Raw genomic sequence first — 15,246 nt, 5'->3', positions numbered from 1 at the left:
GTCCTCTCATGGGGCTGGCGGTGTGAACTTCTGCTGCTGTCCCTGCTGCAACGTCCACTCCACGACCTGCGCGGAAAGCTGATCGGCGGCCTTGCCGAAGGCGCTGACCACTTCGGGCACCTGCTTGCCGTCCACCGGCTGGCTGACCTCGAAGCTGCGCGAGGCGACGATGCGCTGGCCGAGGGCACGTACCAGGCGGGCGTCGTAGCGGATGTGGATCACTGGCTTGCCGTTCTGGTACTCGCTCTGGAAGGCGCGCAGTTCGCCGGTCAGGTCGAGGTCGGCCTGCAGGCTGGCTTCGTCGCTGCTCAGGGCGCGGATGCTGCCGTTGGCGGTGAAGGCGTCGAGCAGGCGATCACGCAGCAGGCCCGGCGCGCGGTTGCTCCAGCGTGCGCCCTGGTAGCTGCTCAACTGGTTGCCCTGCGGGACCACGGCGATGCGGTTGCTGTCCAGCACCAGGCTGGCGGTAGGCGCGCTGACCCGCAGCGACCAGTTTACCGCCGTGTTGCCGCGCACGGGTTGCTGGGTGGCCGGCAGCAGGTAGAAGTCCTGGCTTTCCGCTTCCGGGAGGATCGAGCAGGCGCCCAACAGGCTGACCAGGGCGGCGGCGAGCAGGCGGGGAAGGGCGGTCATGGCTGGAACTCCTTGTTGCGTTCGCGGCCGAGCAGGTAGCCGGTGGGATTCTCCTGCAGGCGGCGGGTGACGCCGCGCAGGTCTTCCAGGGTGGAGCGCAGTTCGCGGATCGCCGGGCCGATTTCGCCCAGGCCGTTGAGGCCGCCGTTCACCGAGTCGTAGTTGCTGTTCAGCAGTTGCTCCACCCGTTCGCTGCTGGTGCGCAGGGAGGCGAGGGTTTTCTGGGTGTCGTCGAGAATCGTCTGGCCCTTGCCGCCCAGGGTCTGGTTCGCGCGGTCGAGCAGCTGGCTGGCATTGGCCAGGGTAATGCGCGCCTGCTCGCTGGCGGTGGCCAGTTCCTTGAAGGTCCGCCGGATGTCGTCGCGCTGTTCGGCGACCACGCCGGTCGCCTGGTCGATGTGGTCCAGGGTGCGGCTGATGCGGTCGACGTTCTCCTGGGAGAACATGCGGTTCACGTTGTTGATCAGGTTGTTGATGTTGGTGGCGATGTCCTCGCCGTTGGCGAGCAGCTTGGCGAAAGGCGACGGGATGGTCTTGATCACCGGGACTCCGCCATCCTTGGCTTCCAGCGGCGGGCTGTCCTGGCCGGCGCTGGAGAGCTGGATGATGGCCTGGCCGGTGACGCCGGTGAGGGCCAGCTTGGCGCGCGTATCCTCGCGGATCGGCGTGCTGTCGTAGACGCGGATGCGCGCGCGGACCTTGCGCGGGTCGTTCGGGTCCAGGCGCAGGGAGACCACGTCGCCGACGCGGATGCCGCTGTACTGCACGGTGCCGCCTTCGGACAGGCCGGTCACCGCCTCGCTGAAGATCACGTCGTAGATCTTGTAGCGCTGGTCGTTGCTCGATTGCGCCAGCCAGAGCGCGAAGAGCAGCGCGCCGATCGACACGACCAGGGTGAACAGGCCGATCAGTACGTGATGGGCACGGGTTTCCATTCAGCTTTCCTCCCGCAGGTGTTCGGTGGCCTGCAGCGCGGCACGGCCGCGTGGGCCGTGGAAATAATCCTGTACCCAGGCGTCGTCGGTCTGGGCGACCTGCTCCAGCGGCCCGACCACCAGCACCCGCTTCTGCGAGAGCACGGCGACGCGGTCGCAGATGGTGTAGAGGGTGTCCAGGTCGTGGGTGACCAGGAACACGGTGAGACCGAAGGCGTCGCGCAGGGTCAGGATGAGTTGGTCGAAGGCCGCCGCGCCGATAGGGTCGAGGCCGGCGGTGGGCTCGTCGAGGAACAGGATGTCCGGGTCCAGCGCCAGGGCGCGGGCCAGCGCGGCGCGCTTGACCATCCCGCCGGACAGTTCGGCGGGATACTTGGCCCCCGCGTCCGGCGGCAGGCCGGCGAGGGAAATCTTCACCTTGGCCATGAACTCGGCGTCGCTGCGCGACAGGCCGGCGTGCTCGATCAGTGGCAGGCAGATGTTCTCGCTCACGGTCAGCGAGGAGAACAGCGCGCCATTCTGGAACAGCACGCCAAAGCGCCGTTCGAGCTTCGAGCGCTCCAGCGGCGGCAGCGCCGGCAGGTTCTGCCCGAACACGTGGACGCTGCCTTCGCTGGGCTGGCGCAGGCCGATGATGCTGCGCAGCAGCACCGACTTGCCGGTGCCCGAGCCGCCGACTACGCCAAGGATTTCGCCCTTCATCACATCGAGGTCGAGATGCTCGTGCACGGCGTGGGTGCCGAAGCGGTTGGCCAGGTCGCGGACGACGATGATCGGTTCGCTCACCAGCCCATCTCCATGAAGAACAGCGCAAACATCGCATCCAGCAGGATCACCACGAAGATCGACTGGACCACGCTGGAAGTCGTGTGCTCGCCCACCGACTGTGCGCTGCCGCTGACGCGGAAGCCTTCCAGGCAGCCGATCACGGCGATGATGAAGGCGAACACCGGGGCTTTGACGATGCCGACCAGGAAGTGCTGCACGGCAATGTCGTTCTGCAGCATGTAGAGGAACATGCGCGGCGAGATGTCCAGGCTCAGGGCGCAGACCACGCCGCCGCCGAAGATGCCGGAGAGCATCGCCAGGAAGGTCAGCATCGGCAGGGTCAGCAGCAGCGCCAGCACGCGCGGCAGCACCAGCAGCTCCACGGGGTCGAGGCCCAGGGCCTGGATGGCGTCGATCTCCTGGTTGGCCTTCATCGAGCCGATCTGCGCGGTGAAGGCGCTGGCGGTACGGCCGGCCAGCAGGATTGCGGTGAGCAGCACGCCGAATTCACGCAGGAAGGAGAAGCCCACCAGGTCGACCGTGTAGATCGCCGCGCCGAATTTCTGCAGCACCGTGGCGCCGAGGAAGGCCACCACCGCGCCGACCATGAAGGTGAGCAGGGCGACGATGGGCACGGCGTCCAGGCCGGTTTCCTCCATGTGCGCGGCCAGCGAGGTCAACCGCCAGCGACGCGGCCGGAACAGGTTGCGCACCAGGGTTTGCAGGGTCAGGCCGATGAAGCCCAGCACGCCGATCAGGTGGTCCTTGAACGTCAGGGTGGCGACGCCGATGCGCTCCAGTACGTCGGCCAGTGCGTTGCCCGGTGCCGGGCCTTTCTCGTCCAGCCGGCACTGGGTGATCGCGCTGCCCACCGTGCGCAGCAGCGCCTGGCGTTCGGCGGGGAGGTTGCGGGCGATCTGGTCGAGCTGGCTCATGCGCGCGCCGCCGATGATCTCGGCGAGCAGCGCGGCGCCGGCGGTATCCAGCGCGCCAAGGCCGGCGAAATCCAGCTCCGCGGGGGACTCGGCGCTGCGCTGGGCGGCGACCTGGGCTTGCAGCGAGGCGAAGTGCGCGAGTGTCCAGTCGCCGCTGATGTGCATCAGGGACGGGGTCGCGGAGGTGTCGAGCTGAAGCTGGCCGGGTTGGGCAGTCGTCGTCATGATTCGCATTCTAGCGAAGTTGAGCGGCCTGACCACTTGACTTGTGTGACCCTTTATAGAGCCTCGGCGGTTCTGTGGGCGGCCCCCGGCGACAGTCTGTTCAATTGACGCCCCAGCCCGCCAGCCACTAAGCTGCGCGCCTGCTACAGGTGCCCGAGGCGCAAGTCGAGGGTGAAACAGGGAAGCCGGTGAATTCGATGCGCAATCGAGCATTCCGGCGCTGCCCCCGCAACGGTAAGCGAGCTTCGAACCGCATCCGCCACTGTGCCACTGGCATGGGAAGGCGCGGTTCTTTCGGAAACGCCAGGCGCTTCCACTCGCAAGCCCGGAGACCGGCCTGCTGCATCGCATGGCATCGCGGGAGGCGCTGTCGACGCAGGCCATGTGCGCCGCGCGTTGCCGTCCTCCGCCTGCCCCGACTGGTCAGTGCCGCGCGGGTGAGAGCGGCGGAGAATCCTTCAGGTGAATTCCCTGTTTCCCAAGCCGACGGCTTTCGCGCCGAGCGGCTTATGCCGCATGGCGCCTACGCACGCCGGCGGTTCGTTCCTGCCCATCCCATTCTCCGCTCGCTGCCGCCCGGCCGGCGAGCTGGCGCCTGCGCGCTCCCTTTCTAGAGGCAAACCCCATGACTGAATCCCCTGAAAAGGACGAACGCCACCGTTCGCGCATGCAGCGCAAGAAATCGGTGATCGACGAGAAGATCGCCCAGGCCCAGGGCGAACGCGGAGTGTTCCTGGTCAACAGCGGCAACGGCAAGGGCAAGAGCAGCTCGGCCTTTGGCATGGTCGCACGTGCGCTGGGCCACGGCATGAAGGTCGGGGTGGTGCAGTTCATCAAGGGGGCTGCGACCACCGGCGAGGAGGCGTTCTTCCGCCGCTTCCCCGAGGAAGTCAGCTTCCATGTCATGGGCGAAGGCTTTACCTGGGAAACCCAGGACCGCCAGCGCGATATCGCCAAGGCACAGGCGGCCTGGGATGTGGCACGGCAACTGCTGGCCGATCCGCAGATAGGCCTGGTGGTGCTGGACGAGGTGAACATCGCCCTCAAGCACGGCTATCTGGAGCTGGACACCGTGCTCGCCGACATTGCCGCCCGCCCGTCGATGCAGCATGTGGTCGCCACCGGCCGAGGCGTGCAACCGGCCATGGTCGAGGCCGCCGATACCGTGACCGAGATGGGCCTGGTGAAACATGCCTTCAAGGCTGGCATCAAGGCGCAGAAAGGGGTGGAGTTCTGATGCCCTTCGTTGTGGCGGAGTGCTCCTGATGCTCGATGCGCGCCAATGCCCCGCCCTGCTGATCGCTGCCCCCGCCTCCGGGCAGGGCAAGACCACCGTGACCGCCGCCCTGGCGCGCCTGCACACGCGCCTCGGGCGCAAGGTGCGGGTGTTCAAGTGCGGCCCGGACTTCCTCGATCCGATGATCCTCGCCCGCGCCAGCGGCGCACCGGTTTATCAGCTGGACCTGTGGATGGTCGGCGAGGGCGATAGCCGCCGGTTGCTCTGGGAGGCAGCCGGTGAGGCCGACCTGATCCTCATCGAAGGCGTGATGGGCCTGTTCGACGGCTCGCCCTCGGCCGCCGATCTGGCGCGGCGCTTCAACGTGCCGGTGATGGCGGTGATCAATGGCCAGTCCATGGCCCAGACCTTCGGCGCGATGGCCGTCGGCATGGCCACCTACCAGCGCGACCTGCCGTTCTCCGGCGTGCTCGCCAACCGCATCGGCAGCCAGCGCCACCGTGACCTGGTGCGTGACAGCCTGCCGGAATGGATTCGCTGGTATGGCGCGCTGCCGCGCGACACCGAGGTCGAGTTGCCCAGCCGCCACCTCGGCCTGGTGCAGGCCGGCGAACTGGCGGACCTCGACGCGCGCCTGGACGCCGCCGCCGATGCCCTGGCCGCCAGCGCCAGCACCGAGTTGCCGGCGCCGGTGAGCTTCGCCGCGCCCGAACTGCGCAGCGAGTCTTCCCGCCTCGACGGCGTGCGCATTGGTGTGGCGCGGGACAACGCCTTCGCCTTCCTCTATCAGGCCAACCTCGATCTGTTGCGCGAGCTGGGCGCCGAACTGGTGTTCTTCTCGCCGCTGCGTGACGCATCGCTGCCGGAGGTGGACAGCCTCTACCTGCCCGGCGGCTACCCGGAGCTGCACCTGCAAGCGCTGGCCGACAATCGCGCCATGGCCCAGGCGATTCACGCCCACCACGAGAGGGGCAAGCCGATCCTCGCCGAGTGCGGCGGCATGCTCTATCTGCTCGATGCCCTGACCGACGTGGCCGGCGAACGCGCGGAGCTGCTGGCCCTGCTGCCGGGTGAGGCGCGCATGCAGAAGCGTCTCGCCGCGCTGGCATTGCAGGCCGTGACGCTGCCAGAGGGCACTCTGCGCGGGCACACCTTCCACCATTCGTTGCTCGACAGTGCTGAAGTACCGCTGGCCCGTGGCGTCTGCCCGAACGACAAGCCGGTGGCCGAGGCCGTGTTCCGGCGTGGCCGGCTCACGGCGTCCTACATCCACTTCTACCTGCCATCCGATCCGGATGCCGCAGCCGCACTCTTCAGACCATGACCGATCACGCCTACAGCCCCGAGGAACGCGCCGCGCTCTACCGCGCCATCGCCGAGCGCCGCGACATGCGTCATTTCAACGGTGGCGAGGTGGCGCCCGAATTGCTCGCGCGCCTGCTGGAAGCCGCACACCAGGCGCCGAGCGTCGGCATGATGCAGCCTTGGCGCTTCATCCGCGTGACGTCCAGGGACGTGCGCCAGTCGATCCACCAATTGGTGGAAGAGGAGCGCATTCGTACCGCCGAAGCGCTGGGCGAGCGCTCCGACGAATTCATGAAGCTGAAGGTCGAGGGCGTGCTCGACTGCGCCGAGGTGCTGGTGGCTGCGCTGATGGAGGGCCGCGAGGCGCATGTCTTCGGCCGTCGCACGCTGCCGAACATGGATCTGGCCTCGCTGTCCTGTGCCATCCAGAATCTCTGGCTGGCTTCGCGCGCGGAAGGGCTGGGCATGGGCTGGGTGTCGCTGTTCGATCCTGCCGCGCTCGGCGACCTGCTTGGCCTTCCGGACGGTGCCGAGGCGGTTGCGGTGATCTGCCTGGGGCCGGTCAGCGCGTTCTATTCCGCACCGATGCTGGTCCTGGAAGGCTGGCGCCAGCCGCGCTCGCTGGACGAGCTGGTGTTCGAAAACCGCTGGGGGGAGAAGGCATGAGCCTGGCCTTGCTGAGCGTCCTCGGCGTGGCGCTGGACGCCCTGCTGGGCGAGCCGAAACGCTGGCATCCGCTGGTGGCGTTCGGGCGGTTGGCGGATCGGCTGGAGCGAAGGTTCAATCGCTCCCGCGCCGATGCCGGAAGCGACACCCCTGGCCTCGGCTGGCGCAGCCATGGCGTCACCGCATGGATCATCGCGGTCATTCCGCTGACCCTCATCGCGCTGTTGCTAAGCCTGCTGCCTTACGTCGGCTGGATCGTCCAGGTGCTGGCGCTGTACGCCGCCCTGGGGCTGCGCAGCCTGGGCGAGCACGCCGATCCGGTGGTGCTGGCGCTGCGTAGTGGCGACCTCAACGAGGCGCGCCTGCGCGTGGGTTACGTGGTCAGCCGCGAAACTGCCGAGCTGGACGAAACCGCGGTGGCCCGCGCGGCCACCGAGTCGGTGCTGGAGAATGGCAGCGACGCGGTCTTCGCGGCGCTGTTCTGGTTCGCCGTGGCGGGTGCTCCGGGCGTGGTGCTCTACCGCCTGAGCAACACCCTCGATGCCATGTGGGGCTACCGCAATGCGCGCTTCGAACGGTTCGGCTGGGCCGCGGCGAAGATCGACGATGGGCTCAACTACATTCCCGCCCGGCTGGTGGCGCTGACCTACGCGCTGCTGGGCCACACCCGGCTGGCCCTGCGCTGCTGGCGCACACAGGCGCCAAAATGGGACAGCCCCAACGCCGGCCCGGTGATGGCCGCCGGCGCGGGGGCTCTGGGCGTTTCGCTCGGCGGCTCCGCCCGCTACCACGGCGAGCTCCACGAACGCCCGCAGCTGGGCGAAGGCCCGGCGCCGACTGCCGTGGATATCTGGCGCGCGCTTGCCCTGGTGCGTCAGGGAGTGTTGTTGTGGTTGCTGATCATCCTGATTCTGGGAGTGCTCTGATGCTCGAACATGGCGGCCGGTTGCGCAAAGCGGCGCAGCAGTACGGAATTCCGCTCTCCGAGTGGCTGGACCTGTCCACTGGCATTTCGCCCTGGCCCTGGGCGTTGCCCAGCGTGCCAGCGGCGGCCTGGATGCGCCTGCCCGAGGACAGCGACGGCCTTGAAGCCGCCGCGCGGCGCTACTACGGTGCCGAGAAGCTGCTGCCGTTACCCGGCAGCCAGGCGGCGATCCAGCTGCTGCCGCGCTTGCGCCGACCGGGCAAGGTCGGCGTGGTTTCGCCCTGTTACGCCGAGCACGCCGAATCCTGGCGTGCCGCCGGGCACATCCTGCGAGAGGTCAGCGACCAGGAAGTCCCCCATCACCTGGAGCGTTTCGACGTGCTGGTGGTGGTCAACCCGAACAACCCCACGGGCAAGCGCATAGAGGCCGGTGTGCTGCTGGAATGGCACGCGCGCCTGCAGGAACGTGGCGGCTGGCTGGTGGTGGACGAAGCCTTCATGGACTGCACTCCCGAGCACAGCCTGGCGCCCAGTTGCGCCAGCCGTCCGGGGCTGATCGTGCTGCGCTCCTTCGGCAAGTTCTTCGGCCTGGCCGGTGCGCGGCTGGGCTTCGCCTTCGCCGAACCGCGCCTGCTGGAAAGCCTGGCGAAGCTGCTCGGCCCCTGGGCGGTCAACGGTCCCACGCGCTGGGTTGCCCAGGCGGTGCTGGGGGAGTTCCAGGAACAGATCCAGCGGCGCCGTGACCTCAACGAGGCGAGCCGGCGCCTGGCCGGCCTGCTGGGCGAACACGGCTTCGCGCCCCAGGGCGGCACGTCGCTGTTCCAGTGGGTGGTGTCCATGCGTGCTCACGCGCTGCGCGACCATCTGGCGCGCCAGGGGATTCTCGTGCGCCTGTTCGAGACGCCCGGCAGCCTGCGCTTCGGTCTGCCGCCGGACGAGAAGGGCTGGGAGCGCCTGGAGCATGGCCTGCGCACCTTCAACCAGATGGAGAGCCTGCGGTGACGTTGCCCAGCGCACACAGCGCGACCTTGATGGTGCAGGGCACCACTTCGGATGCCGGCAAAAGCACGTTGGTGACGGCGCTGTGCCGCTGGCTGCGCCGCCAGGGCGTGGCGGTGGTGCCGTTCAAGCCGCAGAACATGGCGCTCAACAGTGCGGTGACTGCCGATGGCGGCGAAATCGGACGCGCCCAGGCGGTGCAGGCGCAGGCCTGCCACCTGGCGCCGCACACCGACATGAACCCGGTGCTGCTCAAGCCCAACAGCGACACCGGTGCCCAGGTGATCATCCATGGCCGCGCGGTCACCAGCATGAACGCGGTGGCCTACCACGACTACAAGCGCGTGGCGATGCAGGCGGTGCTCGAGTCCCACCAGCGCCTGAGCGCGCAGTACCCGGTGGTGATGGTCGAAGGTGCGGGCTCGCCGGCGGAGATCAACCTGCGCGCCAACGACATCGCCAACATGGGCTTCGCCGAGGCAGTGGACTGCCCGGTGATCCTGATCGCCGATATCGATCGTGGCGGCGTGTTCGCCCACCTCGTGGGCACCCTGGAGCTGCTCTCCGAGAGCGAGCGGGCGCGGGTAAAGGGCTTCGTCATCAACCGTTTCCGCGGCGATATCGCGTTGTTGCAGAACGGCCTCGATTGGCTGGAGGAGCGCACCGGCGTGCCGGTGCTGGGCGTGTTGCCGTACCTGATGGACTTCCACCTGGAAGCCGAGGATGCCATCGACACCCGCCAGGCCGCCAAGACCGGCGAGCGACTGCGGGTCGTCGTGCCGGTTTTGCCGCGCATCAGCAACCACACCGATTTCGATCCGCTGCGCCTGCACCCGCAGGTGGAGCTGACCTTCGTCGGCCCTGGCCAGCCGATCCCACCGGCGGACCTGATCATCCTGCCCGGCTCCAAGAGCGTGCGTCCTGATCTCGCTTTCCTGCGCGCGCAGGGCTGGGAAGCGGCGATCCAGCGCCACCTGCGCTACGGCGGCAAGGTGCTGGGTATCTGCGGTGGCCTGCAGATGCTCGGCCGTACTCTGGCCGATCCGCATGGGCTGGAAGGTGCGGCGGGGGAGAGCGAGGGGCTCGGCCTGCTGGACCTGCTCACCGTGCTGGAGCCGCAGAAGCAGTTGCGCAACGTCAGTGGCCGGCTGGCGCTGGAAGATGCTGCGGTGAGTGGTTACGAGATTCACGCTGGCGTCACCCGAGGCCCGGCGCTGGCCAATCCCGCCGTGCGCCTGAGCGATGGCCGTGCCGATGGCGCGTTGAGCGACGATGGCCAGGTGATGGGCACTTATCTGCACGGGCTGTTCGAGTCCTCCGCGTCCAGCGCCGCACTGTTGCGCTGGGCGGGGCTGCACGAGGTGCAGCAGATCGATTACCACGCCCTGCGCGAGCGCGACATCGAGCGTCTGGCCGACCAGGTCGAGGCGCATCTGGATACCGAGAAACTGAGGCGGCTGTGTGGGCTCTGAAACTGTCTTTCGTAGGAGCGGGAACCCATGCTTGAACTGATTCTCGGCGGCGCCCGCTCGGGCAAGAGCCGCCTGGCCGAGCGCCTGGCGCAGGACAGCGGCCTGCCGGTCACCTACGTCGCCACGGCCCAGGCCGGCGACGGCGAGATGTCCACGCGCATTCTCCAGCACCGCGAGCGCCGCCCGGAACACTGGGGCCTGGTGGAAGAACCGCTGGCCCTGGCCGACGCACTGGAGCGCCTGGCCGCCCCCGGCCACTGCGTGCTGGTGGATTGCCTGACCCTGTGGGTCACCAACCTGCTGATCCATGAAGACGGCTGGCGCCTGCGTGGCGAGATCGACGCGCTGCTGGAAACGCTGCCGCACCTGCCGGGGCGCATCCTTCTGGTCAGCAACGAAACCGGGCTGGGCGTGGTGCCGATGGGCGAGCTCAGCCGCCGATATGTCGACGAGGCCGGCTGGTTGCACCAGTCCCTGGCCGAGGTCAGCGAGCGCGTGGTGTTCACCGTCGCCGGCCTGCCCATGGTGTTGAAGGGGGAAGCGTTATGAGTCTGCAATGGTGGCTGCAAGGCACCCAACCGATCGATCGCGTGGCGCAGGACAAAGCCGCCGCGCGTCAGGACCAACTGACCAAGCCGCGTGGCGCACTGGGCCGGCTGGAAGAGGAAACCATCCGCCTGGCCGGCCTGCAGGGCCGCGAGCGGCCGGGCCTGGAGCATGTCTGGATCGCCCTGTTCGCCGGTGACCACGGGGTGGTGGCCGAGGGCGTATCGGCCTATCCGCAGGCAGTGACGGTCGAGATGCTGCGCAACTTCGTGCGCGGCGGCGCGGCGATCAGCGTGCTGGCGCGCGACCTCGATGCGCGCCTGGAGGTCATCGACCTCGGCACGGCAACGCCGCTGGAGCCGCTGCCGGGTGTGCTGCACGTGATGGTCGGCGCCGGTACGGCGAACTTCACCAAGGAGCCGGCGATGACCGCCGCGCAATGCCTGATCGCCCTGGAAGCCGGCCGCGAGTCCGTGCGCCGCGCGCAACAGGCCGGCGCCGAGCTGTTCATCGGCGGCGAGATGGGTATCGGCAACACCAGTGCCGCCGCTGCGCTGGCCTGCGCGCTGCTCGACGAACCGGCCCGCGCGCTGGTCGGCCCCGGCACGGGGCTGGACTCGCAGGGTGTCGCCCGCAAGGTCGAGGTGATCGACCGCGCGCTGGCGCTGCACCGCGCCCACTGCGACGAACCGTTCGAAGCGCTGTGCCGCCTGGGCGGCTTCGAGATTGCTGCACTGGTCGGCGCCTACCTGGCATGTGCGCAGAAGGGTATTGCCGTGCTGGTGGACGGCTTCATCTGCAGCACTGCCGCGCTGTGCGCGATTCATCTGAATCCGGCCTGCCGCGACTGGCTGCTGTTCGCCCATGCCGGTGCCGAACCGGGGCACAATCGTGTGCTGGCCGCGCTCGACGCGCAGCCGCTGCTGGACCTTGGCCTGCGCCTGGGCGAGGGCAGTGGCGCGGCGCTGGCAGTGCCGCTGCTGCGCCAGGCCTGCCGGCTGCACAGCGAGATGGCGACCTTCGCCGAAGCGGCGGTATCGGATCGCCCGGCATGACGCTGCGGCTGGAATTGCTGCGCCACGGCGAGACCGAGCGCGGCGGTGGCTTTCGCGGACGGCTGGACGACGCGTTGACCGAGAGCGGTTGGGCGCAGATGCGCGCGGCGGTGGGCGACGAATGTCGCTGGGCGGCGCTGGTCAGCTCGCCGTTGCAGCGTTGCGCGGCCTTCGCTCGGGAGCTGGCGGCGCGCCACGGCCTGCCGCTGGGCTTTGAGCCAGGCTTGCAGGAGCTGGATTTCGGCCAGTGGGAAGGCATTTCGCCAGCTAAGCTGATGGAGACGGATGCGCAGGCGCTCGGACGCTTCTGGGACGATCCCTACGCTTTCCCTCCACCGGGCGGCGAGGCCATGGGCGACTTCGAATCCCGCGTCTTTGCGGCGCTGGAGCGGCTCTACCAGGCCCATGCCGGATCTTCCGTACTGGTCGTCACCCATGGCGGTGTGATGCGCCTGTTCGGCGCCCTGGCCAGCGGCCTGCCGGCGAAGCGTCTGCTGGAAGTGGTGGTGGCCCACGGCGAATGTATGGTGCTGGACGTGACCCGCGAGGGTGATGGCTGGCGTATCCAAAAGGCGCAACCATAAGTCGACCTCTGATGAACAACCTGCACCCGGAACGCGACCAGGAAGCCCCCGAGCCGCCTGCTGAAACGAGTGGCGAAGACGCGCGCGCCGCCCAGCTCAGTGACTGGTGCCTGCCGCTGGTGGCGTTGCAGTTCCTGACTCGCCTGCCGGTGCGCCTGGGGCACATGCCGACGCCGCAGCAGTTCGGCCGCGCCACGCTGTATTACCCGCTGGTGGGCCTGCTGATCGGTTCGGTGCTGTTCGCCATGGGAGAGTTGCTCAGCGGTGTGCACCTGCTGTTGCAGGCGGCACTCATCCTTCTGGTGTGGGTGGCCTTCACCGGCGCGCTGCACCTCGATGGCCTGGCCGACACGGCGGATGCCTGGATCGGCGGGCTGGGCGACCGCGAACGCACGCTCGCAATCATGAAGGACCCGCGCTGCGGCCCGGCCGCGGTGGTCGCCCTGGTGCTGTTGCTGCTGCTGAAGTTCGCGGCGATCACCGCCATTCTCGGCAACCACCAGCACTGGGGTTTGCTGCTGGCGCCCTGGCTGGGTCGCTGCGCGTTGCCGCTGCTGTTCTACACCACCGATTACGCGCGCAAGGGCGGCCTGGGCCAGGCGCTGGCCGATCACCTGCCGCGCGGTGCGATGCCGTGGATGCTGGCGGCCAACGCCGCACTGATGGTGCTGGTGGGCTTGACCGGCATGCTGGCGCTGGCGGTCGCGCTGGTGATGTTCGTTTGGCTGCGCAGCCGCTTCATCGCCCGCCTGGGCGGCACCACCGGGGATACCGCCGGGGCGATGCTGGAGATGATCGAGTGCGCGGTGCTGGTGGCGTTGGCGCTCTAGAGTCCAACGGATAGGCGCGTGGGCTGTTTGTGTAGGAGCGAGCTTGCTCGCGAACTGCAGGGCACCGCTGCTCCCGGGAAGCTTGTTCGCGAGCAAGCTCGCTCCTACAAAATGCCTTCACTCCCGCTCTCCCATGGGAGAGCGGGATAGCTGTGCCTAGCATCAATCGAACGCGAAATGCTCCGTCTTCAACCCCATGATCGACCGTACCGGCTTGGCCATCGCCGCCGCGTGCCCCTTGGCGCGGGGTAGCAGGCGGGCGAAGTAGAAGTCGCTGGTGGCGATCTTCGCCTTGTAGAAGTCGCTCGACTCGCTGCCGCCCTGGCGCAGGCGCTTGCGTGCGGCGGCTTCCTGCAGCGCCCAGGAATACGCCAGCGCGGCGTAGCCGGAGAACATCAGATAGTCGTGGCTGGCGGTGCTCACCAGGTCGCGCTGCTTGCGGGCGGTGAGGGCGATACGCAGCGTGAGGATGTTCCACTGCGCGCAGAGCTTGAGCAGCGTGAGCGCGCGGCCACGCATGGCCGGTTCCTGCTTGAGCAGGTCGACGGCGAATTTCGCCACTTGCCGGGTGAAGTCGCGTACGGCCTTGCCCTGGGTCATCAGCAGCACCTTGCGGCCGAGCAGGTCCAGCGCCTGGATGCCGGTGGTGCCCTCGTAGAGCGTGGCGATCCGCGCATCGCGGACGATCTGCTCCATGCCGTGTTCCCTGATGTAGCCGTGGCCGCCGAACACCTGCATGCCGAGGTTGGCGCTCTCCAGGCCCAGTTCAGTCAGGCAGCCCTTGAGGATCGGGGTGAGGAAGCCGAGCTTGTCGTCCCAGCGGTCGTACTCGGCGTTATCGTTGGTCAGCAGGCCCTGGATCATCTTGTCGGCGTACTGGGTGGCCAGGTAGATCAGCGCGCGGCCGCCCTCGGCCACGGCCTTCTGGGTCAGCAGCATGCGGCGCACATCGCCGTGGTGCATCAGCGTGTCGGCGATCTCCCCCGGCTCCTTGGTGCCGGAAAGGGCACGCATGGAGCGACGCTCGCGGGCATAGGCCAGCGCGCCCTGGTAGGCCAGCTCGGCGGTGGCCACGCCCTGGATCGCGGTGCCGATGCGCGCGCTGTTCATGAAGGTGAACATGCATTCCAGGCCCTTGTTCGGCTCGCCGATCAGGTAGCCGGTGGCGCCGTCGAAGTTCATCACGCAGGTGGCCGAGGCCTTGATACCCATCTTCTTCTCCAGCGCACCGCAGCTCACGCCGTTGCGCGGGCCGAGGGAGCCGCCTTCGCCTGGAAGGAACTTGGGCACGATGAACAGCGAGATGCCGCGCGTGCCTTTCGGTGCATCCGGCAGGCGGGCGAGGACGATGTGCACGATGTTCTCGGTGAGATCGTGCTCGCCCGAGGAGATGAAGATCTTGGTGCCGGTGATGGCGTAGCTGCCGTCGGCGTTGGATTCCGCGCGGGTCTTCACCTGGCCCAGGTCGGTGCCGCACTGCGGCTCGGTGAGGCACATGGTGCCGCCCCAGCGGCCTTCGGTGAGCGGGGTGAGGTAGGTGTGTTTCTGCTCCTCGGTGCCGTGCTGCATCACGGTGTTCATCGCGCCCAGCGACAGGCCCGGGTACATGGAGAACGGCCAGTTGGCGGTGCCCAGCATTTCCTGCTTGAGCGCGCCCAGGCTCATCGGCAGGCCCTGGCCGCCATATTCCACCGGGTGCGACAGGCCCTGCCAGCCGCCGGCCACGTAGGCGTCGTAGGCTTCCTTGAACCCCTTGGGCGTGCGTACTTCGCCGTTCTCCAGGTGGCAGCCTTCCTCGTCGCCGCTGTGGTAGAGCGGGGCGATCACCTCTTCGCAGAGCCTGGCGCATTCGCCGAGGATGGCATCGACCATGTCCGGCGTGGCTTCACCGCCATTCACCAGGTTCTGGTAGTGGCCGGGGAAGTCGAAGACTTCGTTGAGCAGGAAGCGGGTGTCGCGCAGCGGGGCTTTGTAGACGGGCATCGGGGACCTCGGACCGTGATGCGCCCCGCCGAAAGCGCGGGGCTGGATGGCCGCAGTTATACGGCTGGCGCGATGCGGTGCCCTTGGCTGCGCCAACGCCGGGCGCTGGCAGATGGGACAATCGGTCGCATCGGCCATTGCGCTTGAG

The 15,246-nt window shown here is 68.2% G+C and carries 15 protein-coding genes and 1 riboswitch; of the genes, 10 read left to right on the top strand and 5 right to left on the bottom strand.

The features are described from left to right. Window positions 1-6: 6 nt before the first annotated feature. From LDJ84_RS23115 to LDJ84_RS23100, 4 genes are read right to left on the bottom strand one after another with little or no spacing between them, the layout of a single operon-like run. Window positions 7-633, bottom strand: coding sequence for an ABC-type transport auxiliary lipoprotein family protein (locus LDJ84_RS23115; RefSeq protein WP_226045474.1), 627 nt, complete (start codon window positions 631-633; stop codon window positions 7-9). Beyond that, a complete protein-coding gene (locus LDJ84_RS23110; RefSeq protein WP_226045473.1) occupies window positions 630-1,568 on the bottom strand; it encodes an MlaD family protein in 939 nt (312 codons plus the stop codon). Before LDJ84_RS23110 ends, LDJ84_RS23115 begins: the two co-directional genes overlap by 4 nt. Beyond that, on the bottom strand, window positions 1,569-2,354 hold the full coding sequence (locus tag LDJ84_RS23105; RefSeq protein WP_226045472.1) for an ABC transporter ATP-binding protein: 786 nt from the start codon (window positions 2,352-2,354) through the stop codon (window positions 1,569-1,571). Continuing rightward, window positions 2,351-3,496 (bottom strand): ABC transporter permease, encoded by a 1,146-nt coding sequence (locus LDJ84_RS23100; RefSeq protein WP_226045471.1) that lies wholly within the window; start codon window positions 3,494-3,496, stop codon window positions 2,351-2,353. The genes LDJ84_RS23105 and LDJ84_RS23100 overlap by 4 nt, the downstream gene beginning before the upstream one ends. A gap of 130 nt (window positions 3,497-3,626) precedes the next feature. Continuing rightward, a riboswitch (cobalamin riboswitch) is annotated at window positions 3,627-3,852 on the top strand. Window positions 3,853-4,121: 269 nt separating this feature from the next. Between LDJ84_RS23100 and cobO the strand changes: the two genes are divergently transcribed. The 10 genes from cobO to LDJ84_RS23050 all read left to right on the top strand — a co-directional run bounded on the left by cobO (window position 4,122) and on the right by LDJ84_RS23050 (window position 13,115). After that, the gene (gene cobO / locus LDJ84_RS23095; RefSeq protein ID WP_024764575.1) at window positions 4,122-4,733 is read left to right on the top strand and encodes a cob(I)yrinic acid a,c-diamide adenosyltransferase; all 612 of its coding nucleotides are present in this window, start codon (window positions 4,122-4,124) and stop codon (window positions 4,731-4,733) included. 28 nt (window positions 4,734-4,761) lie between these two features. Beyond that, window positions 4,762-6,057, top strand: a complete 1,296-nt coding sequence (locus LDJ84_RS23090; protein WP_226045470.1) for a cobyrinate a,c-diamide synthase — start codon at window positions 4,762-4,764, stop codon at window positions 6,055-6,057. Next, the gene (gene bluB / locus LDJ84_RS23085; RefSeq protein ID WP_226045469.1) at window positions 6,054-6,704 is read left to right on the top strand and encodes a 5,6-dimethylbenzimidazole synthase; all 651 of its coding nucleotides are present in this window, start codon (window positions 6,054-6,056) and stop codon (window positions 6,702-6,704) included. Before LDJ84_RS23090 ends, bluB begins: the two co-directional genes overlap by 4 nt. Next, complete coding sequence (gene cbiB, locus LDJ84_RS23080; protein WP_170859319.1) at window positions 6,701-7,630, top strand: adenosylcobinamide-phosphate synthase CbiB; 930 nt, start codon at window positions 6,701-6,703, stop codon at window positions 7,628-7,630. Before bluB ends, cbiB begins: the two co-directional genes overlap by 4 nt. After that, window positions 7,630-8,631: a threonine-phosphate decarboxylase CobD gene (gene cobD, locus LDJ84_RS23075; protein WP_065085787.1), complete on the top strand. Its 1,002-nt coding sequence runs from the start codon at window positions 7,630-7,632 to the stop codon at window positions 8,629-8,631. Before cbiB ends, cobD begins: the two co-directional genes overlap by 1 nt. A gap of 29 nt (window positions 8,632-8,660) precedes the next feature. Next, window positions 8,661-10,100 carry a cobyric acid synthase gene (locus LDJ84_RS23070; protein WP_037007135.1) on the top strand — a complete coding sequence of 480 codons (1,440 nt, stop codon included), beginning with the start codon at window positions 8,661-8,663 and terminating at the stop codon, window positions 10,098-10,100. 27 nt (window positions 10,101-10,127) lie between these two features. Then, window positions 10,128-10,649, top strand: a complete 522-nt coding sequence (cobU, locus tag LDJ84_RS23065; protein ID WP_024764569.1) for a bifunctional adenosylcobinamide kinase/adenosylcobinamide-phosphate guanylyltransferase — start codon at window positions 10,128-10,130, stop codon at window positions 10,647-10,649. Further along, on the top strand, window positions 10,646-11,701 hold the full coding sequence (gene cobT / locus LDJ84_RS23060; protein WP_170859318.1) for a nicotinate-nucleotide--dimethylbenzimidazole phosphoribosyltransferase: 1,056 nt from the start codon (window positions 10,646-10,648) through the stop codon (window positions 11,699-11,701). The genes cobU and cobT overlap by 4 nt, the downstream gene beginning before the upstream one ends. Further along, a complete protein-coding gene (cobC, locus tag LDJ84_RS23055; RefSeq protein WP_024764568.1) occupies window positions 11,698-12,285 on the top strand; it encodes an alpha-ribazole phosphatase family protein in 588 nt (195 codons plus the stop codon). Before cobT ends, cobC begins: the two co-directional genes overlap by 4 nt. 164 nt (window positions 12,286-12,449) lie before the next feature. Then, window positions 12,450-13,115: an adenosylcobinamide-GDP ribazoletransferase gene (locus tag LDJ84_RS23050; RefSeq protein ID WP_051445637.1), complete on the top strand. Its 666-nt coding sequence runs from the start codon at window positions 12,450-12,452 to the stop codon at window positions 13,113-13,115. A 162-nt stretch (window positions 13,116-13,277) separates the two neighbouring features. Here LDJ84_RS23050 and LDJ84_RS23045 read toward each other — a convergent pair whose 3' ends face one another. Next, window positions 13,278-15,098, bottom strand: a complete 1,821-nt coding sequence (locus tag LDJ84_RS23045) for an acyl-CoA dehydrogenase C-terminal domain-containing protein (RefSeq protein WP_024764566.1) — start codon at window positions 15,096-15,098, stop codon at window positions 13,278-13,280. Window positions 15,099-15,246 lie beyond the last annotated feature (148 nt).

Origin of the sequence: Pseudomonas sp. HS-18 (assembly GCF_020401845.1) — a bacterium.
GTDB classification, from domain to species: Bacteria; Pseudomonadota; Gammaproteobacteria; order Pseudomonadales; family Pseudomonadaceae; genus Pseudomonas; species Pseudomonas nitroreducens.
The sequence above is the reverse complement of the archived record's forward strand: the minus strand, read 5'-3'. Positions and strand labels throughout refer to the sequence as shown.

Bases quoted from the DNA above. Each gene is read 5' to 3' on its own strand.
- LDJ84_RS23115 (WP_226045474.1), bottom strand. From the start codon at position 633: ATGACCGCCCTTCCCCGCCTGCTCGCCGCCGCCCTGGTCAGCCTGTTG.
- LDJ84_RS23110 (WP_226045473.1), bottom strand. From the start codon at position 1,568: ATGGAAACCCGTGCCCATCACGTACTGATCGGCCTGTTCACCCTGGTC.
- LDJ84_RS23100 (WP_226045471.1), bottom strand. From the start codon at position 3,496: ATGACGACGACTGCCCAACCCGGCCAGCTTCAGCTCGACACCTCCGCG.
- cobO (WP_024764575.1), top strand. From the start codon at position 4,122: ATGACTGAATCCCCTGAAAAGGACGAACGCCACCGTTCGCGCATGCAG.
- LDJ84_RS23090 (WP_226045470.1), top strand. From the start codon at position 4,762: ATGCTCGATGCGCGCCAATGCCCCGCCCTGCTGATCGCTGCCCCCGCC.
- bluB (WP_226045469.1), top strand. From the start codon at position 6,054: ATGACCGATCACGCCTACAGCCCCGAGGAACGCGCCGCGCTCTACCGC.
- cbiB (WP_170859319.1), top strand. From the start codon at position 6,701: ATGAGCCTGGCCTTGCTGAGCGTCCTCGGCGTGGCGCTGGACGCCCTG.
- cobD (WP_065085787.1), top strand. From the start codon at position 7,630: ATGCTCGAACATGGCGGCCGGTTGCGCAAAGCGGCGCAGCAGTACGGA.
- LDJ84_RS23070 (WP_037007135.1), top strand. From the start codon at position 8,661: ATGGTGCAGGGCACCACTTCGGATGCCGGCAAAAGCACGTTGGTGACG.
- cobU (WP_024764569.1), top strand. From the start codon at position 10,128: ATGCTTGAACTGATTCTCGGCGGCGCCCGCTCGGGCAAGAGCCGCCTG.
- cobT (WP_170859318.1), top strand. From the start codon at position 10,646: ATGAGTCTGCAATGGTGGCTGCAAGGCACCCAACCGATCGATCGCGTG.
- cobC (WP_024764568.1), top strand. From the start codon at position 11,698: ATGACGCTGCGGCTGGAATTGCTGCGCCACGGCGAGACCGAGCGCGGC.
- LDJ84_RS23050 (WP_051445637.1), top strand. From the start codon at position 12,450: ATGCCGACGCCGCAGCAGTTCGGCCGCGCCACGCTGTATTACCCGCTG.
- LDJ84_RS23045 (WP_024764566.1), bottom strand. From the start codon at position 15,098: ATGCCCGTCTACAAAGCCCCGCTGCGCGACACCCGCTTCCTGCTCAAC.